21 protein-coding genes, 12 tRNA genes, 1 rRNA gene and 1 pseudogene are annotated in these 25,493 nt (G+C 47.1%); 7 read left to right on the top strand and 28 right to left on the bottom strand.

All coding sequences use genetic code 11. From position 1 onward, the window contains the following. Positions 1-224: 224 nt before the first annotated feature. The 3 genes from GGC63_RS33365 (at position 225) to GGC63_RS33355 (ending at position 2,562) form a co-directional block, all read left to right on the top strand. Positions 225-815, top strand: coding sequence for a TetR/AcrR family transcriptional regulator (locus GGC63_RS33365; RefSeq protein ID WP_192705879.1), 591 nt, complete (start codon positions 225-227; stop codon positions 813-815). Positions 816-1,338: 523 nt separating this feature from the next. Next, on the top strand, positions 1,339-1,854 hold the full coding sequence (locus GGC63_RS33360) for a hypothetical protein (RefSeq protein WP_192705878.1): 516 nt from the start codon (positions 1,339-1,341) through the stop codon (positions 1,852-1,854). Between the two features lie 66 nt (positions 1,855-1,920). Next, positions 1,921-2,562 carry a peroxiredoxin-like family protein gene (locus GGC63_RS33355; protein ID WP_192705877.1) on the top strand — a complete coding sequence of 214 codons (642 nt, stop codon included), beginning with the start codon at positions 1,921-1,923 and terminating at the stop codon, positions 2,560-2,562. A gap of 497 nt (positions 2,563-3,059) precedes the next feature. Here GGC63_RS33355 and GGC63_RS33350 read toward each other — a convergent pair whose 3' ends face one another. The 4 genes from GGC63_RS33350 to GGC63_RS33340 all read right to left on the bottom strand — a co-directional run bounded on the left by GGC63_RS33350 (position 3,060) and on the right by GGC63_RS33340 (position 7,394). Continuing rightward, positions 3,060-3,326: a hypothetical protein gene (locus GGC63_RS33350; RefSeq protein WP_192705876.1), complete on the bottom strand. Its 267-nt coding sequence runs from the start codon at positions 3,324-3,326 to the stop codon at positions 3,060-3,062. Positions 3,327-3,909: 583 nt separating this feature from the next. Further along, positions 3,910-4,884, bottom strand: coding sequence for an alpha/beta hydrolase (locus GGC63_RS33345; RefSeq protein ID WP_192705875.1), 975 nt, complete (start codon positions 4,882-4,884; stop codon positions 3,910-3,912). After that, a complete protein-coding gene (locus GGC63_RS35015) occupies positions 4,881-5,015 on the bottom strand; it encodes a hypothetical protein (RefSeq protein WP_264082131.1) in 135 nt (44 codons plus the stop codon). The genes GGC63_RS33345 and GGC63_RS35015 overlap by 4 nt, the downstream gene beginning before the upstream one ends. A 54-nt stretch (positions 5,016-5,069) precedes the next feature. Beyond that, complete coding sequence (locus GGC63_RS33340; protein ID WP_192705874.1) at positions 5,070-7,394, bottom strand: ATP-binding cassette domain-containing protein; 2,325 nt, start codon at positions 7,392-7,394, stop codon at positions 5,070-5,072. A gap of 125 nt (positions 7,395-7,519) precedes the next feature. On the opposite strand from GGC63_RS33340, the gene GGC63_RS33335 reads away from it, so the two are divergent. The 3 genes from GGC63_RS33335 (at position 7,520) to GGC63_RS33325 (ending at position 9,949) form a co-directional block, all read left to right on the top strand. Then, a complete protein-coding gene (locus GGC63_RS33335) occupies positions 7,520-8,197 on the top strand; it encodes a response regulator transcription factor (RefSeq protein ID WP_192705873.1) in 678 nt (225 codons plus the stop codon). After that, positions 8,190-9,254 (top strand): sensor histidine kinase, encoded by a 1,065-nt coding sequence (locus tag GGC63_RS33330; RefSeq protein WP_192705872.1) that lies wholly within the window; start codon positions 8,190-8,192, stop codon positions 9,252-9,254. The genes GGC63_RS33335 and GGC63_RS33330 overlap by 8 nt, the downstream gene beginning before the upstream one ends. Before the next feature lie 278 nt (positions 9,255-9,532). Continuing rightward, complete coding sequence (locus GGC63_RS33325; RefSeq protein ID WP_192705871.1) at positions 9,533-9,949, top strand: VOC family protein; 417 nt, start codon at positions 9,533-9,535, stop codon at positions 9,947-9,949. A gap of 79 nt (positions 9,950-10,028) precedes the next feature. Here GGC63_RS33325 and GGC63_RS33320 read toward each other — a convergent pair whose 3' ends face one another. Next, the gene (locus GGC63_RS33320; protein ID WP_192705870.1) at positions 10,029-10,454 is read right to left on the bottom strand and encodes an SRPBCC family protein; all 426 of its coding nucleotides are present in this window, start codon (positions 10,452-10,454) and stop codon (positions 10,029-10,031) included. 76 nt (positions 10,455-10,530) lie between these two features. After that, complete coding sequence (locus GGC63_RS33315) at positions 10,531-11,487, bottom strand: sigma-70 family RNA polymerase sigma factor (RefSeq protein ID WP_192705869.1); 957 nt, start codon at positions 11,485-11,487, stop codon at positions 10,531-10,533. Positions 11,488-12,001: 514 nt separating this feature from the next. Between GGC63_RS33315 and GGC63_RS33310 the strand changes: the two genes are divergently transcribed. Next, positions 12,002-12,625 (top strand): hypothetical protein, encoded by a 624-nt coding sequence (locus tag GGC63_RS33310; protein ID WP_192705868.1) that lies wholly within the window; start codon positions 12,002-12,004, stop codon positions 12,623-12,625. A 250-nt stretch (positions 12,626-12,875) separates the two neighbouring features. Here the strand turns inward: GGC63_RS33310 and glmS are convergent, their stop codons facing one another. The 22 genes and pseudogenes from glmS to rrf form a co-directional block, all read right to left on the bottom strand. Next, positions 12,876-14,705: a glutamine--fructose-6-phosphate transaminase (isomerizing) gene (gene glmS, locus GGC63_RS33305; protein ID WP_192705867.1), complete on the bottom strand. Its 1,830-nt coding sequence runs from the start codon at positions 14,703-14,705 to the stop codon at positions 12,876-12,878. Between the two features lie 440 nt (positions 14,706-15,145). Then, positions 15,146-16,486, bottom strand: a complete 1,341-nt coding sequence (gene glmM / locus GGC63_RS33300) for a phosphoglucosamine mutase (RefSeq protein WP_192705866.1) — start codon at positions 16,484-16,486, stop codon at positions 15,146-15,148. A 64-nt stretch (positions 16,487-16,550) separates the two neighbouring features. After that, positions 16,551-17,792, bottom strand: coding sequence for a YbbR-like domain-containing protein (locus GGC63_RS33295; RefSeq protein ID WP_225948679.1), 1,242 nt, complete (start codon positions 17,790-17,792; stop codon positions 16,551-16,553). After that, positions 17,792-18,598, bottom strand: a complete 807-nt coding sequence (gene cdaA, locus GGC63_RS33290; RefSeq protein WP_079914825.1) for a diadenylate cyclase CdaA — start codon at positions 18,596-18,598, stop codon at positions 17,792-17,794. Before cdaA ends, GGC63_RS33295 begins: the two co-directional genes overlap by 1 nt. Before the next feature lie 136 nt (positions 18,599-18,734). Further along, positions 18,735-19,346: a zf-HC2 domain-containing protein gene (locus GGC63_RS33285; protein ID WP_079914826.1), complete on the bottom strand. Its 612-nt coding sequence runs from the start codon at positions 19,344-19,346 to the stop codon at positions 18,735-18,737. 78 nt (positions 19,347-19,424) lie between these two features. Further along, positions 19,425-19,991: an RNA polymerase sigma factor SigW gene (gene sigW, locus GGC63_RS33280; RefSeq protein WP_079914831.1), complete on the bottom strand. Its 567-nt coding sequence runs from the start codon at positions 19,989-19,991 to the stop codon at positions 19,425-19,427. Between the two features lie 490 nt (positions 19,992-20,481). Beyond that, complete coding sequence (gene ppc, locus GGC63_RS33275; RefSeq protein ID WP_079914827.1) at positions 20,482-23,271, bottom strand: phosphoenolpyruvate carboxylase; 2,790 nt, start codon at positions 23,269-23,271, stop codon at positions 20,482-20,484. 293 nt (positions 23,272-23,564) lie between these two features. After that, on the bottom strand, positions 23,565-23,801 hold the full coding sequence (locus GGC63_RS33270) for a hypothetical protein (protein ID WP_192705865.1): 237 nt from the start codon (positions 23,799-23,801) through the stop codon (positions 23,565-23,567). A gap of 122 nt (positions 23,802-23,923) precedes the next feature. Continuing rightward, positions 23,924-24,103: pseudogene (locus GGC63_RS34785) on the bottom strand (ABC transporter ATP-binding protein); the annotation flags it as partial. Positions 24,104-24,274: 171 nt separating this feature from the next. Beyond that, positions 24,275-24,345 (bottom strand) — tRNA-Gly (locus GGC63_RS33265). A gap of 13 nt (positions 24,346-24,358) precedes the next feature. Then, positions 24,359-24,432: transfer RNA gene (locus GGC63_RS33260), tRNA-Pro, on the bottom strand. Between the two features lie 57 nt (positions 24,433-24,489). Continuing rightward, positions 24,490-24,566, bottom strand: a tRNA-Arg gene (locus GGC63_RS33255). Positions 24,567-24,576: 10 nt separating this feature from the next. Next, positions 24,577-24,651 (bottom strand) — tRNA-Gly (locus tag GGC63_RS33250). 8 nt (positions 24,652-24,659) lie between these two features. Continuing rightward, positions 24,660-24,739, bottom strand: a tRNA-Leu gene (locus GGC63_RS33245). 14 nt (positions 24,740-24,753) lie between these two features. Next, positions 24,754-24,829 (bottom strand) — tRNA-Lys (locus tag GGC63_RS33240). 72 nt (positions 24,830-24,901) lie between these two features. Continuing rightward, positions 24,902-24,973 (bottom strand) — tRNA-Gln (locus tag GGC63_RS33235). 7 nt (positions 24,974-24,980) lie between these two features. Then, positions 24,981-25,056: transfer RNA gene (locus tag GGC63_RS33230), tRNA-Thr, on the bottom strand. 9 nt (positions 25,057-25,065) lie between these two features. Then, a tRNA-Val gene (locus GGC63_RS33225) sits at positions 25,066-25,141 on the bottom strand. 17 nt (positions 25,142-25,158) lie between these two features. Then, a tRNA-Glu gene (locus GGC63_RS33220) sits at positions 25,159-25,233 on the bottom strand. Positions 25,234-25,239: 6 nt separating this feature from the next. Further along, a tRNA-Thr gene (locus GGC63_RS33215) sits at positions 25,240-25,315 on the bottom strand. A gap of 3 nt (positions 25,316-25,318) precedes the next feature. Continuing rightward, positions 25,319-25,394 (bottom strand) — tRNA-Asn (locus GGC63_RS33210). 6 nt (positions 25,395-25,400) lie between these two features. Then, positions 25,401-25,493: ribosomal RNA gene (gene rrf, locus GGC63_RS33205) — 5S ribosomal RNA — on the bottom strand; the annotation flags it as partial.

Raw genomic sequence — 25,493 nt, 5'->3', positions numbered from 1 at the left:
GCAATCTATTCATGTCTTCCGATCAACCAACCCGGCTTCGTGCCGCAGCACCGGAAATGGCTTCCGTCGAGCATCCGGCCCTAGGATAGAGCTTGGCTCTGCTCGCCTTGGCTCAACTCATTTACTCTCTGGACATCAATATCGTTACAGACTGCTGTTGTTGTCAATTAATCCAATGTTATATGCTATTTGACAAAGTACCTACTAGAAGGTAGACTGTGGTTATGGACAATTTATCTACCACATTTGACAACATTTTGGCTTGTGCGCGTACTCTGATCGTCACTGGCGGCTACAACGGCTTCAGTTATGCCGACATCGCTGATGTGGTTGGGATTCGAAAGGCGAGCATCCATCACCACTTTCCTAGCAAGGTCGATCTGGTCCGAACGCTAGTTGCGAGGTATCGGAAAGAAGCTGAAGCAGGGATGGCGAATCTCGAACTTCAAGTATCCGATCCGCTCGAACAGCTTCGGTACTACACTGGCTATTGGGAAGCCTGTATCGCGGACGCCAGCGCTCCGTTTTGTGTCTGCGCGTTGTTGGCAAGCCAGCTCCCGGTCCTACCCGAGGAAGTTGCGCTAGAGGTCCGGGCGCATTTCAGCTACCTGTCGGCATGGTTGACATCCGTGCTGGAGCGCGGTGTGCTGCAAGGGCAATTTCAACTGATGAATACCCCTCGTGACGAGGCCGAAACGTTCATGGCTACGGTTCACGGCGCGATGCTTTCGGCGCGGGCTTATGGCGATCCGAAGATATTCGGCGTCGTGACAGACACGCTCTTGGAGCGACTCGTTTCGCGCTTCCCTTTGTGATGAAAGCCACGATAGCGATGGTTGCTGTCATGATCGAGATGAAAGGAGGTGAACATAACCATTTTGAGGATAAGATCGCTATTTATGAACTAATCGTATCTCATCCGAGAAGTTCATTTGGATCATGACGGCCAGCCGCTAGAGTTGCCAATCATGGCGTGTCAATGGGATACCGGAACATCGCACCGTATTGAACTTCTGGGAATTCGAACGAGCGTAATGGCGATGGATGATTGCGAAACGAACACTGCCGCCCGTCGATGGTTCACATCATTTAATTTTAACCTACCTACTAGTAGGTATACTCTTATAATTATCAATGTAGCTGCTATGCCGGATTAGGCGCGTTCAATTTCCTAGTTTCAGCCCCGTGGATGACCTTGAGCCAATTTGCGCGGAAGGCTGCATGGCCAATCATCTTAAGCCCCACCGACACGATATGAGATGTTGTCAACCGCTAGTATCGGCTCGCGACAAGACAGAACAAATCAACCTTGTCCTTAAGGACTGGAAGGAGACAATTATGTTTGGAATTTCATCACTTGGCTGGGTACATACGCTCAGCAGCTTGCCCGCCATTCCGCTGGCTATATATATGTTTGTTCGCTATGGACGGATTGTTCCTCGGTCAAGGTCTGGTGTCATCTACTTTATTTCGATGCTGATTGGCGCTATCACAGTATTTCCCATCGCACATCAGTCGGCCAGCTATGTCATTGGCACGACAACGATCCTGCTGCTGCTCGCCGGATACGGCATCAGGCGTGTTTCGAGCTTTAAGCGTGCGGCCAAGTACCTTGAAACCATCTTCCTCAGCCTGACGGCGTTTCTGCTGATGCTGCCGACCGTTACCGAAACCCTGACCCGTGTTCCAGACGGCCACCCCATAGTCGCCGATTTGAATTCGCCAATTCTCCTCGGCGCTCAAGCCAGTCTCTTCGTCATTCTTGTCGTTGGCCTAACAGCTCAAATCATCCATTTGCGAAAGCAAGACAGGATCGCGGCATTCACCTCGCCATCCAAGATGTCTGCCAAATGAAAGCATCTCTAACTTAGTTATAATCTGACGATTAATCAGTAATATTTTAATAAGGAGCTACAAAACATGTCATTAACTCAAGCTTTAGCGGGAGCTAAACAGGAATTTATCGCGCATACCCCTTTGCAGATTCAAACGGAGATGTTTCGTCAGATCCGAGAGCAGCAGGAATCTGGTATTGCTTACGGCCGGCAGGAGGGGCAGAAGGCGAAGGATTTTACACTCAGGAATGCTTTGGGAGAAACGATTAGTCTTTATGAAGAACTCTCCAAAGGACCTGTTGTTCTGACATTCTACAGGGGCGGATGGTGCCCGTTCTGCAACAGTCAGCTTAAGGCCTATCAGAAGCTACTGCCTGACATAGAAGCCCTTGGGGGCCAGTTGATCGCGGTCAGCCCGCAAAGCCCGGACAACACGCTTTCCCAGCAGGAGAAAGAAGAGCTGACTTTCCAAGTGCTAAGCGACACACACGGTCTCGTGGCCGCATTCTATAACATTCTTTACGACGTTCCAGATTACATTAAGGACATTATGAAACAAGTTGGCATGGACTTGGCGGAATATAACGCGACGAACCGCTGGATCCTGCCGATTCCTTCCACCTTTATGATCGACGAATCCGGCATTATCCGTTCCGCCTACGTGAATCCAGACTTTATGCAGCGGCTGGATCCGGAAAATATCCTGCGTGAATTGAGGAAGCTTTAATTATTGACATAAAGGCGATCAGACAGTTGGTTAATCTGCTGGGATCGCAGAAAGCGCGTTAAGGACCCTACTTTTTACCGTAAACATTCTATTGAACATAACTGCCCTTTCGTATTATGTGATCAGCCAGTTCTTTCAGGTTGATCCTTTTTTCATTTGAAGGTAGCCGGGTCGAACGTACCTGCCTGTGGGACTTGATCGCGAGCGCTATATTGTTCCCCCCTCATGTATTGGCAATGATTGAGGGGGGTTGGGACATAGAGCCCGTAGCATGTGCGGTGCTGTGGAGCGACAAGGAGGTCATAGGGGCTACCGGTAAATTCACTTCCATACCGAGGAATTTTCTATAGGAAGTCATTTAGTCTGGAATAACATAAGCTATTGGAAACAAACCTTCCAATGTTAATCAAATTGGGAGGTTGTTTGGCATCTCTATTTCCCACTATACCACAGGGGTTCGAACTATCTTGTTGGAGATCCATTTTATTGAACTAACTTTACCCGTTTGCGGAATCACTCGGAGGCTTGCCACCGTCGTCAGTCTTCGGCTGTTGCTGCCGGAGCTTGACTAGCTGTTCGTACCGCTCTCGGATCTTCGGTATTGCCTCCTCGAGTAACTTTTCGTGCCTCTCAGCTGACAGACGATCGAGTTCCTCTTTCTGCTCCTGGCTGACCTTGTACACTTTCGCCGTTATGATCTCGCCTGTTTCATATATCGTTGTCACTTTCTCCAGAGCCTTTTTCTCCTTGTCCATGTTCGACATTTTCTCCTGCCTCCCAACTTTGTTTCCCTCTTTTCTATTATTACGTCTGACTGATCTCCACGCAATTCCTGTTTTGGGGTTAACTCCCCGTTTAGTAAAAAGAACGCTCCCGCGCCTTCGCTTGGGCTACGTCCTCATCATAATATTCCATTTCTAATTACCTATTAAGAACGTACGCGGGTAGCATGTAGTGCTTAAACACGCGAAGCCACCGCTGCAGGTGAGAGGACCGCCATCTATCTGGCAGCGGTCGGCATTCTTCTCGGCGCGCTTGTCGCCTTGTTTTTGCCTCGAAAACAAAAAATTTGACGGGTTATTGCATCGCAAAAAACCGGCCAAAACCACGTAATCTGTTTTACCTTGGTTTTGGCCGGCGCTAATTCTAATTGGTTGCCTAATGCTCTGCAAGAGGACGGGTATCCCGATGTACAGACGTTTATGGCAACCTTCCGCAAGGCTAAAGCTGTAGTGGAACAGTACAACCATGTCCTTGCCGAGTGGGAGCGACAGGCTAAGAGAAATCAGAAATCAGCCGAATGACGGCTATTTTTAAGTTTTCCGCTGCTTCCTGCTTGCATCCGTCTTATTCACTTCCCAAATACCGTTCCAGATACTCATTCATCTTTTCTATATATTTTGCAGAAAGCTTATTGTCATTTTGCAGACCGTGTCCCGAATGGGGAAACTCGATATAATCGTGGGGAACATGGTTTTTCTCCAATGCGTTAATCAGATATTTTACTGTTCCGAATGGAGCTACTCTATCATATTTTCCATAATAGGCAGCAAGCGTAGGGACAGAATTTTCATCGATCCACATATACGGTGAAATATCTTTGACTGCTTCATCATATCTTGCCGTTCCTATCATATCTGTTGTTATGGTGTTACCAGACATAATACTGAATAAGCTTGCTGCCGCCTCTGGACTCTGATCCAAACCATAGGTAGTCCAGTCCTCAGGATAAAAGCTGGGCGGCCCGACCATCTCAAAGACCATTTTAACAGGAATCGGAGAGGTGTCCGCATCACGGTAAGCATACAATAGTGCGAGAGTTCCGCCCGCCGAGCCGCCGGACATAGCCATTCTATCGAGATGGTAGCCTAACTTTTCCGCTTCCGCTTTTACAACTGGAATACTGCTTTTGATTTCCTGAGACATGGTATAGACGCTGGCTTCAGGGTTATTCTCGTCGCGCAGCGTATAATTAATACCTGCGGCAACATAACCTTTTGAAGTGAGCCATTTCAGCATATTAGCGTCATCGCTTTTGTCTCCGGTTGTAAAACCTCCTGCATGGAGATATACCACAAGACCGTAGGCTTTCTTTGTAGGACCCGCAGGAACATACAGGTCAAATTTGTTCTTCTCCTTCTCGCCGTATGCGATATCCGTATATACACGACCAACGGAGTCGTTCCAGTTAACCTTCATTTCCCCAGACAGTGGATTATATGTCATTTTGATGATTGCAGAAGCCGCAAATGCAACAATGAAAACACCTACATAAATAAATCCCCACAATACTTTATTCCTGCCTTTTTCTTTATTTTTCATAGGAAGTTACCTCCGAACAGTGTGCCGCCGAGCATAAAATTCATAAATGCCCGCACCGCAATCCGTCCCAAAACGGCGGCTACGATGATAACTCCAATCAGAATGACGATGCGTTTATGTGTAAGGGTCATCTCCTTAATCTCCTTTCCAATTTGTTCGTGACATTACCGTTTGATAAAATTCCCCTACTCGCTACGTAAAGCCACAACAGGGTCTTTTCCGGCAGCCATTTTGGACGGAATGATTCCTGCAATTAGAGTGAGTACCATACTGCCAATAACTAAAAATGCAGCATGCACTGGACTTAGATTTGCAATACCGGATATATCCGCAAGCTTTTGGATAATAAGATTCATCGGGACCGTTAAAACATAAGTTATACCTACACCAAGCAAGCCGGAAGTAAATCCAATGAGTAATGTTTCTGCGTTGAACACTCTGGAAATATCCTTTTTGCGTGCTCCTACACTTCGGAGTATGCCAATCTCTTTGGTGCGTTCGATAACCGATACATAGGTGATTATCCCGATCATAATCGTCGATACGAATAAAGAAATTGCAGCAAAGCCTGTCAGAACATAAGTTATTCCATTTAATAATTTTTTTGTTACTGATGTAAGGGATGCGGAAAAATCTGAATATAGTAACTGATCCTTGTTAGGCTTTCCATCGTTATACTGATCAAGGTATTCTTTTATTTTTTCTTTTCCTTCCAAATCTTTGGGGTAAATGCTGATGCCCACAGGTGTGATATTTGCTCCTAGCAGAGCTTCCGCGTTAACTTTGGATGCTTCATCCGCAAAAGGAGTTCCCAACAAGACATTGATATTCGATTTTTTTTGGGCCAGTGCAATATCGCTTTTGCGTGCATCCTCTAGAACGGATGTTGTTAAATCAGGGGTGTATGCAATTCCCGGCGATAAATAACTCCCGTTCGTTCCTTTTTTAGGGCGGAGGATGCCTGTAATTTTAAGTGGGGTTCCAGAACCATTGTTGTAAAGTTTTTCGTAATCAACAGGTGTAGCGGCAGCAAAAGAATCTTTGCTTTTTTCAGTGTAATACTCGTTATTCGGAATTACCTTTAATATCGATTTTCCAATAAAATCAGTGATTTTGTAATTTGAATTTCCGGTAATACCTATTTTCTCGAAGAAAGCCTTATCAATCCGATTATACTTATCGACAATTAGGACCACTTCATCTTTTGCTGAGGGCAGCTTGCTTTCAGAACCGACCAAATCATACTGCGATAGGATAATATCATTATTCTCTGGAAGTTGCTGCCAAAATGGCACTCCACCGATCATTTCATTTCCATTATTGAATTTCACTACGGTGTTTTGTCCTTTGGCCAGAAGATTGAACTGGAGTCCGTAGGTATAAGATATATTGTTGACCGACTTTGGAAATTTGGTTTGAAGCTCCGCGACATAATCAAGAAAAGGTTCAGTAATAACATTAGTATGTTTCGCAGCATTCGTTTCATTGTTATAGGAATATACAACATCCTGAGCCGGATATTCAGTGTACTTCATCGTTGTATTCAATTCTTCAGCTGTACCTTCAACAATACCCGCGTTAATATTAATCGGTAACCCACTGAGGGTAGTGGATTGCAAAGAGCCTATATAGTTCGACAATCCGTTAGAAAGAGCTAAAACAAGGGCCACGCCAATAATGCCAATACTGCCTGCGAATGCTGTTATAATCGTTCTTCCTCTCTTGGTTAAGAGGTTCTTAAAGGAAAGTAAGGTTGCACTTTGTAGAGACATCGATGTTTTTTTAAGCTTAGTCTGCTCTGTCTTTGATGAAGAGGAAAGAAGTAATTGAATAATCGGGTCACTATCTGATTGAACTTGCCCATCCAACATACGAATAATTCTATCTGAATAAGCTTCTGCTTGCTCAACATTGTGAGTCACCATAATCACCAGCCGCGTCTTTGAAACTTCTTTTAAAATATCCATAATTTGATCGCTGGTCTGACTGTCAAGTGCTCCCGTCGGTTCATCGGCCAAAATGATATCCGGATCATTAACCAAAGCTCTGGCTATAGCAACACGCTGCATTTGGCCTCCAGACAATTGATTAGGCTTTTTGTTCATATGTTCTGAGAGTCCAACCTGCTTCAACGCCTGCTGTGCCCTTCTTTTTCTTTCCGATGCTTTGACTCCTGATAAAGTCATTGCAATTTCAACATTTTGCAAAACGGTTTGGTGTCCGATTAGATTATAGCTTTGAAATACGAATCCTATAGAGTGGTTACGATAGGCATCCCAGTCACTGTCTTTAAATTGCTTAGTGGAAACACCGTTTATTATAAGGTCGCCACTATCGTATTGATCCAAACCGCCAATAATATTCAAAAGCGAGGTTTTACCACATCCGGATGGGCCCAGTATTGAAACCAATTCCCTTGATCGGAACCCAATGGAAACTCCTTTTACGGCCGTAACGGTTTCGCCGCTCTTATAGATTTTTTTAATATTGTCCAATTGAAGCTTCAACATAAAACGATTCCTCCAATAGATCTACAATGAATTGTCTACTTGGAAATCGTATATCATTTTAATAAACTAAAAATAAACTGAATAGGAAAGCCAGTTCTCCATCATTCAAGAAAGGAATGTTCCATTTGTTCAAAATTCTCATTGCAGAAGATGATAAAAATACAGCGAAATGGATGAAAGCAGTAATAAGTAACGAAGGATATGAAGTATTTCTTGCGGAAAATGGAATTGCTGCTTTAGATATTATGGAGCATCAGCATGTTGATCTAATCATCATTGATATTATGATGCCTGGAATGAACGGGTTAGAATTGACGCATCTTATTAGAGATAGTGGCAGCACCATTCCAATTCTTATGGTCACAGCTAAGCAGCTCCCTAAAGATAAACGAGAGGGGTTTCTTGCAGGAACGGATGATTATTTAGTTAAGCCTGTTGATGAAGAGGAGATGCTTCTTCGAATCAGAGCTTTGCTTCGGAGAGCACAGATTACAACCGAAAGAAAACTCCGCGTTGGAAAATTGACGCTTGATTATGATTCTTTGAGCGTGTCTAGAGAAGGGGAGATACAAACTTTGCCCCAAAAAGAATTTTATTTGTTGTACAAACTGTTATCATCCCCCAATCGAATATTTACACGTATTCAATTAATGGATGAAATTTGGGGCATGGATTCGGAAACAACGGATATGACTGTGAACGTTCATATCAACCGCCTGAGAAAACGGTTTAACGATTACCCCGAATTTGAAATCATTGCTATTAGGGGCATCGGTTACAAGGCGGTAATACATCATGGTTAAAAAACTTAGAAAAAAAGATAAAAACTATTTTAACGGAATTGGCTTAACGATTGTTTTTACGTTTATCGTATTTCTTATTTTGATTATCTCCATTTTTATCGCATTTTTAATTATCATTGCTTTAGACTACTTTGGGATTTATAAGCCCGCTCCCAATTCAGGCGAGGGATGGGTCATCTCTTATTTTGTAACCGTCAGTGTGACGGTGAGTTTGCTGGCTTCGTTTTTCTTTAGCAGAATCCCTCTTGCCCCAATTCGACAAGTGATTTTTGCAGCCGAAGAACTTGCAAAAGGGAATTTCAATGTTCGTATTCATCTTAGAGGACCTAAAGAACTAAGAAATCTAAACCGAAGTTTTAACCATATGGCAGAGGAATTAGGAAGCCTAGAAATGTTACGTACTGATTTTGTAAATAATTTTTCCCATGAATTCAAGACACCCATCGTTTCTTTAAGAGGCTTTGCAAAGCTGTTGAAACGCCAGAATTTATCAACGGAAGAACGTGAAGAATACCTGGATATTATAATAAGCGAATCGGAACGACTGGCTGAATTAGCGACGAATGTGCTTAATCTTTCCAAAATTGAAAACCATACCATTCTGACAGAAAAAGAATTATTTAATGTAACGGAACAAATCCGGCATGCAGTTGTACTAATGGATCAAAAATGGGCTGAAAAAAATATCAATTACCAATTTGATTCCACGGAAGTCATGATCCATGCCAATGAGGAATTATTAAGCCAAGTCTGGATTAATCTACTGGATAATGCAGTCAAATTCTCTCCTCAGGATTCCGAAATACATATTCAAATTTTTGATACGGCCGGCCAAGTATTCGTTCTGATCAGCGATAAAGGACCGGGTATTCCATTGGAAAAACAAAAGTATGTCTTTGACAAATTTTATCAAGGTGATGAATCACACTCGACATTCGGTTTTGGTTTAGGGTTAAGTATTTCCCAAAAGGTTGTAAATTTGCACGGAGGAACTATACGAGTCGCGAAATCGGATGCTTCAGGTACAGTATTCGAAGTTGCACTTCCTCTGAACTAATCGTGACAATCTGAAAGGGAACTCCGCTTAATAGGGGTTCCCTTTAGTATTAGACTGACCCAAGTATCAAAACAGCAGCATCATGGACGAGAAAATAAAGTCCTTGAGTGCTGCTGATTAATTGAAACGCTATCCTGGCCTTACGACAAAAGAAGCACGATTTTTCAAAATTTACTCTTCCGAATCCATGAGACCGGTGAATTCCCGGATCGGCTGTCGTCTATATAAACGAAGGCATAAATGAACACAAACTAATTTGACGAAGAGGTGTTTTGAAAATGGCATTAACGTCCGTATTCACGAGCTTCAACCTGCCTGTAAAAAACGTAGAACAATCGAAAGCGTTCTTCACCGGACTCGGATTCGAGCTCAACCCGCAATTCCCCGATAACGAGAATTCGGTAGCCATCGTGATCGGCGGCAACCATCAGGTCATGCTGATCAATCAAGCATTCTTTAATACGCTCACGGAGAAGGAATCCGTCGATACGAGCAAGTATGCGCAGATGACGATCGCATTGGCCTTCGAGAGCCGGGAAAAGGTCGATGAAATCGTGAATACCGCGGTCTCCTTGGGCGGGAAATTACACGCTGAACCTGAAGATCATGGGTTCATGTATCATTGGGGCTTCGTGGACTTGGATGGCCATCTGTGGGCCATTAATTACATGAACATGGATGCGGCACAAGGTTAAGGCTAACGGAGAGCACGCTCGTACCAGGGTTCAAAAAGAAAGACGCCGGGCATCTTCCCCGGCGTCTTCTTCGCGATGATTAGTTTTGTTCGGTATAGGCTTTGAAATTGTCCATGATCGCTTGCCAGCCTGCTTGCTGGAATTCGACGGGATTAGAGCTTTCCGCGTCGAACGTTTCAATGACCTTCGTCTCATTCCCTTGATCAACGAAAGCAATATCCACTCTTCTTCCGTCTTCCATGGTGTAGCCGATCGCCTCATGCAGATTCACGACATCGTAGACGCCGCCAAAATCAAAGCCCATGCTGCCATCCTTCGCTTCCATCCGTGTCAGAAACTTGCCGCCGACCCGCAGATCGTTTTCGGCACTCGGCGCATGCCAGTCCTCGGACGCCTGATTCCACTTCGTGATGTGATCTGGCTCGGTCCAATAGCGCCATACCTTCTCGACAGGGGCTTGAATGACGGCTTGCACGGTTACTTTCGTCGGTTGACTTGTTTCCATTTTAAATAGACACCTCTCTCATGATATTCGTCGTTTGGTTATTCTCAATAATATAGACGTAAGCCAATGACGAAATTCATCGGTCAATTCGCTCGGGCAGCCCAAATCGCGAAAATAATGGCGTATGAATGAAGTTTTGAACGTGCAGGATTTGATTTTCTTTGGTTTCGATGACGTGGATGCCCCAGGGTACCAGGCCAGAGCCCTCTTTGTCCGGCATATACTGGGCCAACGCCGGATAACCGCCATTCACCGTAATGGACACAAATCGCGAACCTTCGCAATGCCAGCGAGTAAGCGAATAGAAGGCGGACAAATCCTCCTTGCCGCGGATCCACATCTCGAAGGGCGGCATCGACATGCAGCCTTCCTCGTGGAACAGCGCGACGAGCGCGGCAATATCGAATTGCTCGAAGGCCTCCACATATCGGGACAGCAGCTGCTGCTCCGGTTGAACATCCATGCTGCTGAGCTCATCCGAGCGAAGCTGCGCCCGGTCCATCGTCTCTCGGGCTCTTTGCAAGGCGCTGTTCACCGCTGCCGGTGACATCGCCAACGTTTCTGCGATCTGCTTGGAGGACCATTCAAATACATCCTTCAAAATGAGTACCGCGCGCTGCCGCGGAGGCAAGGTCTGCAGGAGAGCGATAAAGCACAGTTGAAGGGTATCTCTGCGGACAAGCCGATCCTCCGGATTGCCCCCAAAGTCGGGAGACGGCCAGATCCAGGCAGAGTCCGGCAGCGTGTTGCGCGGCTCGACGATGGCGACGGCCGGGTCGAACAGGTCAACGGGAAGCGCGCGGCGTTTGGATTGTCTCAGCTTGTCCAAGCACAGGTTGGAGGCAATCCGATAGACCCATGTTTTGAACGAGGAATCCTGTCTGAATGTGCTCCAGCTCTGCCAGACCCGAATACTCGTCTCCTGAACGGCATCGTCCGCATCGTCCATGGAGCCTAGCATTCGGTAACAGAACGAGGTTAAACCCGGCCTCAAGCTTGCAAATAATGATTCGTCAAATGCGGTCTCGGTCATCGCGGCCTCCCTTAATGATCTCCCCGAAGGGTGGTACCTTCATTATATGCAATGAAGCGGACAGTCTCAATCCGAATAAATAGGCAGGATATCTGAGTGTAGTGTTTTATGCCAGCCCATGTAGGCCAAGATCCTGGCATCGATCTCACCAGATTGTTGGGTAACGTTATCCGGCATTAAGCTATCGGGTTACGAAAACGCATTAACGAGGCTGCCGCGGGATCGATCGGGCGCTCTCATTAAGCTAAGGGCAAGACAGTTCCAATTTATGGTATTATTGGAGTGGGGTATTTCACGAGGAGGAACGATGATTTTGATAGTACTTCTTAAAATAATCGGAGTCGCAATTGTTGGTATTGCCCCTGTTGTATGAGTTTTACAGTAGACGTTTATGGAAAAAGCCAAATGCTTTTGATTCCATATGAGTTTTACCATGATGATCATACTGCTGCAGGATCGGCATCTTTGCTACGTTAAACGGGCAGGAAAATTGAAAAATGCGAAGAGGTGAAATATGATTCGGGGAGTTATTATCGAAGGGTTGTCTACCGCAGGAAAAACTTCAGTATTGACCGCATTAAAGAAAATGAACAGTCAGAGTCCTAAAGTTGAAAGAACCATGATTGCAGTAAGCGAGCATTATTCGGGAGTTCTAGTTGATGACCATGGTGTTCTAAGGAATCTTCAGCAAGAAGAACACCTCGGACTATTAAATCGTCATGTTGATTATATCGAGCAATTGCATAGCTTTATGACTTCCCTTGGTCGAACAAAGGCTTCACACGGTGTGTTTTACATATTCGAAAGATTTCATTTAAATCACCGAGCCGCGTTTGGTACGAGTACAGGGCTAGGCACATTGGAGCAGCGATTATCGAATCTTAATGCACTTAGTGTACTGCTTACAATATCATCGGATGTAGTTGAATCCAGGTATGTTGAAAGTCGCGGGGAAAATTGGAAGTCATATGTGATGAAGGGCTTTTCTTCACCTGCGGAAGCTTGCCACAAGTTTGTAAGTGGTCAGGAGAAAATGCGTATTTGTGCGCAACTATCCTTAGTTGCTACATTGGAAATCAACACCGACAATGCTGATTGGGACTGTTATGCAGATCAAATTATGAGGAGATTGTGCTAACGATATACGATTAACTTGGAGCTGCCGAAATGAACTGCTCCTTTGTGATGTTCATTGAAGTAATTGTCTTTGGATACCAATTAGTAAAAGGAAACTCATTCGTGGTACAAAGTTTGTTCATCTAACGGTGAACGATAGTTGAACAATAAGGGTTTTCACATTTTAGACATGGCTAATATGTGAAAACCCTTATTTAATAATAGCTTTTTAAATATAAGTCTTGATAATTTTTAGTCTAGAACTTCGGACACTACTCCACCGTCACGCTCTTAGCCAAGTTACGAGGCTTATCGACATCGTTGCCGCGGGCAAGAGAAGCATAGTAAGACAACAACTGCAAAGGAATAACGGATAAGGCCGGGCTCAGAAGCTGCAGCGTGCTTGGAATGGTGAACAATCCGTCAACCGCTTTGGCGAGCTCGGTGTCGCCTTCCATGTTCACTCCATATACATGAGCGCCGCGCGCTTTCACTTCTTTAATGTTGCTGATGGTTTTCTCAAGAAGATCTTCCTGTGCTCCCAGAGCGATAACAGGGATACCCTCCTCGATCAAAGCCAGCGTACCATGCTTCAATTCGCCCGCAGCGTAAGCCTCAGAGTGAATGTAAGAAATTTCCTTCAGTTTCAAGGAGCCTTCCAAGGCTACGGCATAGTCCAGTCCTCTTCCGATGAAGAACAGGTTGTTATGGGATGCTACTTCTTCCGCCCATTCCTTGATGCTTTCAGCCTTCTCCAAAATTTGCTCTACCTTCTCAGGAAGCAGCTTCAATTCGGAGATGACGTCCGCAATGTAGCTTGGGTCTTTCGTTCCCAAAGTTTGTGCTAAGTAAAGTCCGAACAAATAGAACGCGATCAGCTGCGATGTATAAGCTTTCGTCGAAGCTACCGCAATCTCAGGACCTGCCCAAGTAACGATCACATGATCCGCTTCGCGGGCAACCGAGCTGCCTACCACGTTAGTGATAGCTAGAACGGATGCGCCGTTACGCTTAGCTTCACGCAGGGCTGCCAAAGTGTCCGCGGTTTCACCGGATTGGCTTACCACGATAACCAGCGTATCTTTGTTGATGATCGGCTCGCGATAACGGTATTCCGAAGCAACATCCACTTCCACTGGAATTCTGGACAGCTTCTCAATGACGCTTTTACCGACCAAGCCTGCATGATAAGCCGTACCGCATGCGATAATATGAACATTACGGATGGAACGGATTTGCTCTTCCGTCATCTTCACTTCATCCAGAATCACCTTTGTACCGGACAGATCCAGACGAGCACCCATCGTATCGCGGTATGCCTTCGGCTGGTCGTGAATTTCTTTCATCATGAAGTGATCGAATCCGGCTTTTTCCGCCGTCATAATGTCCCAATCGACATAAAATAATTCCCGGGAAATAAAATTCCCTTCCAAAGTCATCAATTCGACACCGTCTTTCGTCAAAACGGCCATTTCTCCATCATTCAGGATGTACACGTTACGAGTGTAATCCAGAATCGCAGGAATGTCGGAACCAATGAAGTTCTCGCCTTCGCCAACGCCGATGATCAACGGGCTGGACAAACGTACAGCGACCAATTTCTCAGGCTCGTATTCCGTCAGCACGCCTAAGGCAAAAGCGCCGCTCATCCGTTGTACCGCTTGCTGCACGGCTTTGACGATGTCGCCGTCGTACAGATCCGCGATCAAATGCGAGATAACTTCTGTATCGGTCTCAGAGACGAATACGTGTCCTTTTGCAATCAGCTCTTCTTTCAAAGCTACATAGTTTTCAATGATCCCATTGTGAACAACAGAAAACTTATTGCTGTTATCCGTATGAGGATGGGAATTCACATCCGAAGGCTTGCCATGAGTGGCCCAACGCGTATGGCCGATTCCGATAAATCCGTTCAACGGCGCTTCATCCAGCTTGGATTCCAAATTAGCCAAGCGACCTTTGGACTTCTTCACCTGCAGCCCGTTTTCAGTAAATACAGCAACACCTGCGGAATCATAACCGCGATATTCTAGCTTTTTCAAGCCTTCAATTAATATATTTTGAGAATTACGTTTGCCAACGTATCCAACGATACCACACATAAGGGATAGAACCTCCTGCTATTTTAAAAAACCGTCATGTCTTTCCTCGTCATGCTGAACCCTTGTGCGTCAGGTCGCCCCGACGTTTTGCGTTTCAGCTTCTACGGTAGTGATCGCCTACCGGAAGGTCCCCGCCGAATGTTTCGAACACCTTCACCTCGTCAACTTATAAGCGGCTATCTGGTCAATAGATCGTCCTGGTCCACACGTTCATGAACTCTTACCTATGTAGATACCCTCATAAGTTCTGGCGCTGTTAGTACTTGCAACCTCTGCCCACCTTTCTATCCCGGAGTAAAAAGCATATTATCATCTTATTCATTTTGAAGGCGATGTGCAACTTATATTTTCATGATGCTTTCATACGTCAGTGAAAAAATAGAAAAATTCTCTAATGTGTCACATCAGAGAATCTTCTAACCTTCTAATCTATGAAAATATTAACCTAGCTCTTTTTGAATAACATCGGCAATATCCTGCACATAAGCTTCCACCTGGGCCTTGTCCGGGCCTTCCGCCATGACACGAATCAGAGATTCGGTGCCGGATGGTCTTACAAGCACGCGCCCGTTATCTCCAAGCTCCGCTTCCACCTTACGGATCGCATTATCGATAGCAGGATTTTCTTTCCACTTGCTCTTGTCCGCTACGCGAACGTTAACGAGCTTTTGTGGATATTTGCGCATAATGCCTTTGAGATCGCTGAGCTTTTGGCCGGATTGAACTACCGTATCCATCAGCTGCAGCGCAGTTAGAATGCCGTCTCCGGTTGTATTGTAATCGAGGAAGATCACATGGCCGGACTGCTCTCCGCCCAGATTGTAACCGCCCTTGCGCATCTCTTCCATCACGTAGCGGTCGCCTACCGCAGTCTTAGCGGCCTTCAGGCCTACCGACTCAATGCCCTTGAAGAAGCCGATATTGCTCATTACAGTCGTTACAATCGTGCTGTGATTCAGCTTGCCTGCTTGGTTCAACGCATGTCCGCAGATGCTAAGGATGAAGTCTCCATCGACTTCCACACCGTTCTCGTCAATCGCAATCAAGCGATCAGCGTCGCCGTCAAAGGCCAGACCCAAGGCCGCTTGATGCTCAACGACAGCCTTCTGCAATCCTTCGGGATGCGTCGACCCGCAGTGGTCATTAATATTGCGTCCGTTAGGCTCTGCGCCGATGGTGATCACTTCCGCGCCCAAAGCCTCGAACACTTTTGGAGCAAGCTCGTAGGCCGAACCGTTTGCGCAATCCAGAACGACTTTATACCCTTGGAAGGATGATTTCACGGTCGACTTGATGTAATCCAAGTATTGGTATTTGGCTTGTTCATTGTCAACCGCCGTTCCCAGATCACCGCCAACCGGCCGCGGCAGCTCATCTACAGGAGCATCCATCAAACGTTCGATTTCCAGTTCCGTTTCATCAGACAGCTTATAACCGTCTCCGGCAAAAAACTTGATTCCATTATCCTCTACAGGATTATGGGAAGCCGAAATCATGACGCCGGCATCCGCCTTCAGCAGACGGGTCAAATAAGCGACAGCAGGAGTTGAAACAACCCCCAGCCGGATAACATTAGCGCCAATCGACAAAAGTCCCGCTACGAGCGCTGCCTCCAGCATCGTACCTGAAATACGGGTGTCGCGACCGATAACGACATTCGGCTTCTCCACTTGTCCTGCCAATACGTAACCGCCGCAGCGGCCGATCTTATAAGCTAGCTCGGGCGTCAGCTCCTGATTGGCAACGCCCCTAACTCCGTCAGTTCCAAAATATTTCCCCATGAATTAGACTCTCCCTTTCTTATTCCCATGCTATATCCTATATTTCGATCCGTTATCTGTTATTTTATTGCTGTTTGGCGCTGATCTCAACTGTCGCTTTGAAATCCTGCTGCGGCCCTTTCTTGATAAAGGTCGGCAGATTGAACACGACCGGCAGCTCATGGCGCCCTGGCGGCAGATTGCTGACATCCAGAATGGCCTGAACATCCGCAGCCTTAACCTTATCTAACAAGGCTTGGGCTCCCTCGACCACCAGATTGATTTTCCCGTTCTCAGGTACCGCAACCTTCGTATTGAACCCGTCATTCTGTCCGACGATCGACAGCGGAATCTGTTCTAACGTCTTCGTAACCGAAGGCACAATGTTGATCTTCACTTCCACCTTCGCAGGGTCCAGCTGCGTTACCTTATTGCGCAGCGGAATATCCAGCGTGAGCGTGTATTCCTTCTCTTCCTTCAGATCCCCCAGATTGACGCTTGGCCCCTCATAGTATTCGAGACGGTTAAGCACATCTTGGGGGCCGTATACCGTGACCTTATCCGCATTTTGCTGCAGCGACCCGACACTCAAGCCCCGCGGCGGCTCCCCGACCAGCTTCAGCTGAAGCGGAACGCTCGTAAACGGACTGGTGATCGGAACCTCCACTTCCACTACGGCCGGATTAATCGTCGCCATCTCCATGATCTTCCCATCCTTGTCGTACGCAACAAGGCGGGCTTTGCTCGATACCGGAGATTGAGCCTTCTCTACACTGACATCCGCCCTAACGGATTCGATCGAGTCGATACTTCCGCTAGGCAGCGTCACCGTAACCTTATTCGGCTTGACTATCGGCTGTCCCGCCTTCAAACCTACAGCAGGGATTCCCGTGACATTGACCGTAACCGGCATCTGCTTATTCGACTTTTCATCGATGACGACCTTCGCCGTAGCAGGAGCGACCTTGACCGTAACGTTATTCGGAAAGCCTACAGGCGTCAAGGCTAGTATATGTTCGCCTTTGCCATATTTTGTCAAGTCGAGCTCCACGGAATAATTACTTGTGCTTAGCGCCTTCTTAAGCGCAGCATCCTTGCCGGATATCGTGAGCACGACCTGGGCGGGATCAATGGATTCGATATAAAACTGATTGCTGTCGTATTTCGGAGTAACCGAAACGTTAGAGATTTTCTCCTCCCTAACTCCGGTGCCTCCCGTTCCAGGAAGCGAGCTGTCCTCCATATGAACGACGGCCCACAGCAAAATGCCTATTATTAACGCAATAACTTTCACTACATTCGTGTTGCGCAGCCAACGATCCATCATTACCGCAGCCTCCATTTCCAAATGGAGCTCTTTTCCTTGGTCTTCGTCTTTGATTTGAGCTCCTCATACAGCTTGGAGAGCAGCGATTCCTCCTTAATATCCCGGAGAATATGCCCGTTCATAGCGAGAGACACTTGTCCGGTTTCTTCGGACACAATGACACAAATGGCGTCGGATACCTCGCTCATGCCTATCGCCGCGCGATGGCGTGTACCCAGCTCCTTGCTTATAAAAGGATTCTCCGACAGCGGCAAATAACAGCCGGCCGCCATCAGCTGATTGCGCCTTAACAGCACCGCACCGTCATGCAGCGGCGTGTTCGGAATAAAGATATTAATCAGCAGCTCCGAGCTAATATGCGATTCGATGGAAATACCGGATTCTATGTAATCCTTCAGGCCGGTCTCCCGTTCAAAAACGATTAACGCCCCTATTTTTCTGCGTGCCAAATAATTCACTGCTTTAAGAATTTCACCGAGCCTCCGGTTCAGCTCCTGATCGTCCTCCGAGACGGACCGGCTGAACAGCGTGCCGCGGCCCAGCTGCTCAAGCGCTTTGCGAAGCTCCGGCTGGAAAATGATGATGACCGCAAGCACCCCGAAGGTAAACATCTGGTTCATCATCCACTGAAGCGTGCTAAGCTTGAACCAAATGCTGAGCGCCCAGGTTAGAACGACAATGAAAATCCCTTGGAGAAGCTGTACGGCCCTTGTCCCACGGACCAATATGATTAAATTATAAATGACGTAGCTTACAATGAGTATATCGACAATGTCTTTTAGACTGATGGCAGTTATGAAATCCATGGCACTGGCCCCCAACTTGGGATTTGGCTATATTTTGTCTCTAATCCCTTCATTTCATCATACCACAATATGAACAAAAAACCCTCCCTTTCACACTGTTAATTAGGGAGGATTTTCGAAAAATAGTTCGGATGAACTATTTGGATTGAGATATGGTGGTAGCCCATTCGTTCATTTTATACCAAAGCCAGCTGAATGCTTGATCTACCTGGGTAATCTGACCGGAAATGTGGGCTGTAGAAGCCATAACCACAGAGCCGTCGATGACGACGATGTTGCCCTTAATGTCTCCATCCACCTGTAGCTTTCCGTTTTCTACCATTAAATTGCCGGCTACCGTGCTGCCTGCCGGAACATAAACCGTGTCTCCTTTAATGACGACCGACTGAAGATCCGAACCCTTCACCAGAAGCTCTGTATCCTCATTCCATAATGACATGAAGCTGCCCATCATCACGAGCAAAAACACTGCCGCGACCGATGCGGCCGGATGACGGCGAACCCACTGCCACCAAGGATTTTTGCGTTTTTCTGGGGGTAAAGCCTGCATAATGCGCTCCGTCAGTCCGGACGGTACACCTTGCTCTGGCCACGCTTGAATGAGCGCTTCGACCTTTTCAAGCTGTTTGAGGCGCTCCCTACAAGCCGGACAAGCAAGCAAGTGCTCTTTTAACGCTAAGGCTTCACTGCCCTTCAATTCGCCGTCCAAATATTCGTGCATTAAAGGAAGGGCCTCCGTGCAATCCATATTGAGCCACTCCTTTCTGTGTCCTTGAAAGCTTGTGTAGTACAGTACGTATGACGATTCAATTTGTTTCACCGAAAATCATAAAATCGTCTCTAATTTTTTACGTAAATATTCCCTGCCGCGGTGCAGTCTCGTCTTGATAGTGGTCACCGGCATGGCCAGTACATCGCTGATTTCTTGAAGCGACAAATCCTGCAAATAACGAAGGATGACGACCGCCTTATATTTCTCGGGGAGCGTTTCGATCGACTTTCGGATTTCTGTCTGTGTCTCGCTTAACACAACCTGATCATCCGGCGTATCTTCATTGCTTGGAAGCATCGCATACCAATCAGTTCCCTCTCCGTCATTCATTTCGGCATCAAGGGAATAATTGGCTTTGCGCTTGCGGAGACGGTCAATGCAGAGGTTCGTGCCAATCCGGTAAATCCAGGTCGAAAACTTCTGATTTTCATCGTACCGCTCAAGATTCGTATATACTCTTAGAAAGGTTTCCTGAACGATCTCTTCCGCCTCATGACGGTTATGCAGCATCCGGTTCGCAAGGTGAAAAATTTTATCCTTATACAGCTCCACCAGCTCTGCGAAGGCAACACGATCTCCCTTCCGCGCCAGCTTGGCGAGCCTAACATCCATTTCATTCAAACGACATTCCTCCAGACTTCCGATCCCAATTCGAATCCTCTCCTTGGAACCGTTAGGACACTTCCCGTATTTCACGTGAATGATTCCTGCCAATATGAAAATCATACCAAACGACTGCACCTCATGTACAGTTTTTCCAAAAAACAGAACCAAAAATCTGCAAAAAAGCGGTCAATCTTTGTCGAAATCGTGCGAATCCCGAACGGACGGGCTATTCACTCCACCTTCCCCTTTTTCCAATTTAATGAAAAAATCGGCATTTCGACTTATCTGCCCCCTGCAGCCAAGGGATTTCCCCATATCAGGTTCTGTTTACGGCATGGCTCTTCATAACAGTCTCTTAGGAATGCAGCACCCTTCAAGCCCTATATCCCAATCCTACGTATGATTCGTAAACAAAGTTTCAAAAAAATAAAGCCGGGCGGCCTCATGAGGCCACCCGACTATAACCGGTGCTAAAGCTTGGAAACAACAAGGGCATCTGCAACCATCAGCCCGTATTCCGAAGCCCTGCAGCAATACCATTAATCGTCAAGAGCACTTCCCGAAGCAGTAACGGGTCGTCTGCGCTTTGTTCTCTTTGTGCCCTAAGCTCGGACAACAGTTGAACCTGCATGTAGCTTAGCGGATCAACGTAAGGGTTGCGCAAACGGATCGACTCCTGGATTACCGGAACATTATCGAGAATTTCCTGCTGGCCGGTAATGCTCAGAATGAGCGCCGAAGTGCGATCATATTCTTCACTGATCAGATTGAAAATCCGTTCGGCGATAGCTTTATCTTTAATCATGTTGCCGTATTCCTTCGCAATCAGCAGGTCGGCTTTGGCAAGAGCCATTTGCAGGTTATCGATCAGCGAACGGAAGAACGACCAGTTCTGATACATGTCCTGCAGAACAGCCAGGTTCTCTTCTTTGCCTTGGTAATAGCTGTGAAGTCCGCTTCCCGCAGCATACCATGCCGGCAGCAGGTAACGGCTTTGCGTCCAGGCAAATACCCAAGGGATAGCGCGAAGGTCTTCGAATTTGTCGCTTCCTTTGCGCTTCGAAGGTCTCGAGCCGATATTGAGCTCGCCTACCTCCGGCAGAGGCGTAGATTCCTTGAAGAAGGTCATAAAATCCGGATCGCGGAAAATGAGATCCTGGTATTTCGTTTGAGCATTCTCCGAAATATTCTTCATAATCTCTTCCCACTGCGGGTCAGTTACCTCGGCTTGCGGATTGCGGGCGTTCAACGCAGCGGTGATAAGGGCTGAAGTGGCTTGCTCCAAGCTGCGATAAGCGATGCCTTTCATGGAATAACGGGAAGACAATACCTCTCCCTGCTCCGTAATCTTGATTCCGCCGCCGATCGTATCGGCCGGTTGAGCCAGGATACTGCGGTTCAGCGGCATCCCTCCGCGACCCAATGCGCCGCCGCGGCCATGGAAGAACTTCAGCTTCACGCCGAATTCCTTCGCCGCCTCCGTAATGCTGCGCAGAGCCACGCGAAGCTCCCAGTTCGCTGTAATCACGCCGCCGTCCTTGTTGCTGTCGGAGTAGCCGAGCATGATTTCCTGCAGTTGGTTCGTGCTGTTCAAGCTATTGCGGTACGCCGGAATTTTGAACAATGTACGCATAATGTCCGGAGCCGCATGCAAGTCATCGATGGTTTCAAACAAAGGTACGGATTGAAGAGTACAGGTTACGGAACCATCCTGCTCTTGGCGGTACAAGCCGGCTTCCTTGCCGAATACCAGCACCTCGAGCAGATCGCTCGCACCTTGTGTCATACTGATCAAATAGCTGGTAATACAATTGCGGCCAAACTCCTGCTGAGCCTTTTTAATGACTCTATACACGTTCAGACATTCAAGAGTAGACTCCGAATAATCCATGTACGGAGAAGTGATAGGACGCGGCTCATTCAGCAGGCTGGTCAGCAGGCTGATTTTATCGCTTTCGCTTAGCTCCGCATAATTCGGGCAGATGCTCATTTTGGCCAAAATTTCGGCCATGGCCGCTTCATGCTCTTTACTATGCTGTCTAACGTCCAAAGACGCCAGGTGAAATCCGAACAGCTCGACTTGGCGAATCAGCTTCACAACGTATTCATCTGCAATAAAATCCGCATAATGATTACGCAGGCTGCGTTCAATAATTTTCAGATCGTTCAGGAACTCTTCCGGATTGTTATATTTTTGAGCCGGGCTTGCGCCAGGATCAGCCGCACGGAGAATCTTCTCAATCATATAGGTGACTTTGATCCGGTAAGGCTCTTTTTCATTACGCCATACTTCGTTCGAACGAAGCTCCACGTGCTGACGGTCCTTCTCAACCGAGTCAAGCAGCTCCTGCGTCACTTCCACGATATTTTTGCTGAAGCTCATATGCTTCTTGAAATTTTGCAGCAGCTCCGCGTATTTCTCGAGTGCCAGCTGACGCTGCATCGTTAACGTCTCCCAGGTTACATCCGAGGTTACCGAAGGGTTACCGTCACGGTCGCCGCCGATCCAGGAACCAAACTTCATATAAACCGGCACATGCCAATCCTCTTCCGGATAATACTTGGCAAGAACCCGCTCCAGCTCCTGATACACCTCAGGAAGAACGTCGAATAACGTTTCGTCAAAATAATACATCCCGTTACGAACTTCGTCGATTACTGTCGGTTTCCGATCTCTAAGCTCATCGGTTTGCCACAAGGTAACGACCTCGCCAAGGAGATTGGCTCTCAGCTGCTCCCGCTCCCGGAACGTCAGGCTAGGATTGTCCAGCTCCATCACATCATTGGCGATCCGTTGATGAATATCCAGCACGACACGGCGGCTTGCTTCCGTAGGGTGCGCCGTCATGACAAGCTCCAGCGAAATGCCTTTAATGATTTCCTGAACCTCTTGAGCCGGAATTTGCTGCTGCTTCAGCTCACGCACTACATCTTCAATAGAACCCGGCTGAACATTTTCACCCGCAGAACGCTCGTAATCTCTTTTTCGGCGAATACGGTGGTTTTGCTCCGCTATATTCACAAGCTGAAAATAGATAGCGAAGGCGCGAATCACCTGATGTCTCTTTTCAGGGGCCAAAGAGTTGATCGTCTCTTTAAATTCTGCAAAACTTTCAGGAGTAAACTCGGCCCGAAGGTTTTTACTCATCTCTCTGATCTGCTCTACGATGGCTAATAATTCGTTGCCACCCTGGTGAACAAGGACCTCTCCCAGAATATGCCCCAAGAATCTTACATCTCTGCGCAGTAGGTTGTTCGACGTATGTTTGTTAATCAAGCTGCCTGAATCCGACATGGTTCTCCTCCATCCTCATCTTGGTCATACTGCATATTTTATCACAATACCGCGCTACCATGCAGTAACTTTATAAAGGAAATGTTAGATTTTCTTACTTTTCGCCTGAACGATCACCTTTTTGAGCTATTGTGCATCCATTCCGTTTTTTCTGCAAAACCTATCTCTGTCAAAAGCTCACATCCCTTTCCTTCATGATGGCTCCTCTCCCAATAAAGAAAAAGACCGCGAGGGTCTTTATCGTTCTTCCTCTATATTAACCTTTGGATAGCCTTCGCCAAACAGGTGAAACCCTAATTCAGCTTTACCAGCTTCGCATGCACGGCAAGCCTGCCTGCTCCTGGGTTATCCTGTGCCTGGACGATCAGATAACCTATTAAGGTATCCTGCACCCTGATCCAACCGGTAAGATCCGGGATCATCCGCTTCAACTCCTGGAATCGCCCGACCTCATGGATCTCGTTCGATTCCTCGGCCTGCCGCATGCTCTGTGCCCAGTCCTGTTCCTCCTTCAGGCTTGTGCTGTACACGGCTTGAGCCTCCGCCATCACCTGACGGCTTGTAGCATACTAAAACAGCAGCTGATAGGTGGAGTAAGCAATGCCTGCTATACTGAACGCGATAAGTCCTAATTGCCGCAAATGCCCCCTGTTCATGATATCCCTACGGGCACCAGGTAGAAGCCGATATCCTTGTCATCTTCAGAACAACATCGACTCCGTAAATAGCTTTGACGGCTTCTTTGGTTATTACATCCCGGGGCTTGCCTTTGGCTATTCATAAAAATGCTTCCATTCTTCATCACGATTAATTGGTCGCTATAACGAATTGCAATTCTCAAAATCAGCGTCCCCCTCTGTTTCTTTACTGACCAGAATCCAATAAGGGCGAAGACCTCCCTATGTTCGGGGATAGGCTGCAACAACATAAATTATGTAAAACTGCAGATGCTATAGGAGGCAAATAAAACAAAAAAACCTTGAGATTCTCAAGGTTGGCTTTAAGCGGGTGATGGGAATCGAACCCACGCTACCAGCTTGGAAGGCTGGAGTTCTACCATTGAACTACACCCGCAAATAAAGAAAAATCGGGACGACACGATTCGAACATGCGACCCCCTGGTCCCAAACCAGGTGCTCTACCAAGCTGAGCTACGTCCCGATGGTATATGGAGTGAGCTGTTGCTTCACTTCATAAGCAATATCCAATTGTACATAATGGCGTGCCCTGAGAGATTCGAACTCCCGACCTTTTGATTCGTAGTCAAACGCTCTATCCAGCTGAGCTAAGGGCACTAATCTTAATTGGAGCGGAAGACGGGAATCGAACCCGCGACCCTCGCCTTGGCAAGGCGATGCTCTACCGCTGAGCCACTTCCGCAAAAGCAATGCGCGTAGAGGGACTTGAACCCCCACGGTCTCCCGCTAGATCCTAAGTCTAGTGCGTCTGCCAATTCCGCCATACGCGCGCTTGAGAAAAACATGGTGAGCCATGAAGGACTCGAACCTTCGACACCCTGATTAAAAGTCAGGTGCTCTACCAACTGAGCTAATGGCTCATAACTAATGGGGCCCCCGGAAAGTAATCGGACTTCTCAACGAAGCTCCACGTCACTTTTTGGGTGGTAATACTGGGGATCTAGGATTCGAACCTAGGCATGACGGAGTCAAAGTCCGTTGCCTTACCGCTTGGCTAATCCCCATTATGGATGGTGCCGTCGAGAGGACTTGAACCCCCAACCTACTGATTACAAGTCAGTTGCTCTACCAATTGAGCTACAACGGCGTACTTTCATGGTGGAGGCTGACGGGATCGAACCGCCGACCCTCTGCTTGTAAGGCAGATGCTCTCCCAGCTGAGCTAAGCCTCCGTATGTATAGTTCGAAATGGTGACCCGTAGGGGATTCGAACCCCTGTTACCTCCGTGAAAGGGAGGTGTCTTAACCCCTTGACCAACGGGCCTTGAACTGGAGCTTCCAACCGGGATCGAACCGGTGACCTCATCCTTACCATGGATGCACTCTACCTACTGAGCTATGGAAGCATATGGCTCCCCGAACAGGACTCGAACCTGTGACAACTCGATTAACAGTCGAGTGCTCTACCAACTGAGCTATCAGGGAATGTCCGCTTGGCGACGTTCTACTCTCCCAGGACCCTTCGGTCCAAGTACCATCGACGCTGGAAGGCTTAACGTTCGTGTTCGGTATGGGTACGCGTGG

Origin of the sequence: Paenibacillus sp. OAS669 (assembly GCF_014873645.1) — a bacterium.
In the GTDB taxonomy this organism is placed as follows: domain Bacteria; phylum Bacillota; class Bacilli; order Paenibacillales; family NBRC-103111; genus Paenibacillus_S; species Paenibacillus_S vulneris.
Note: the sequence above shows the minus strand (reverse complement) of the source record. Positions and strands in the feature narration are given on the sequence as shown.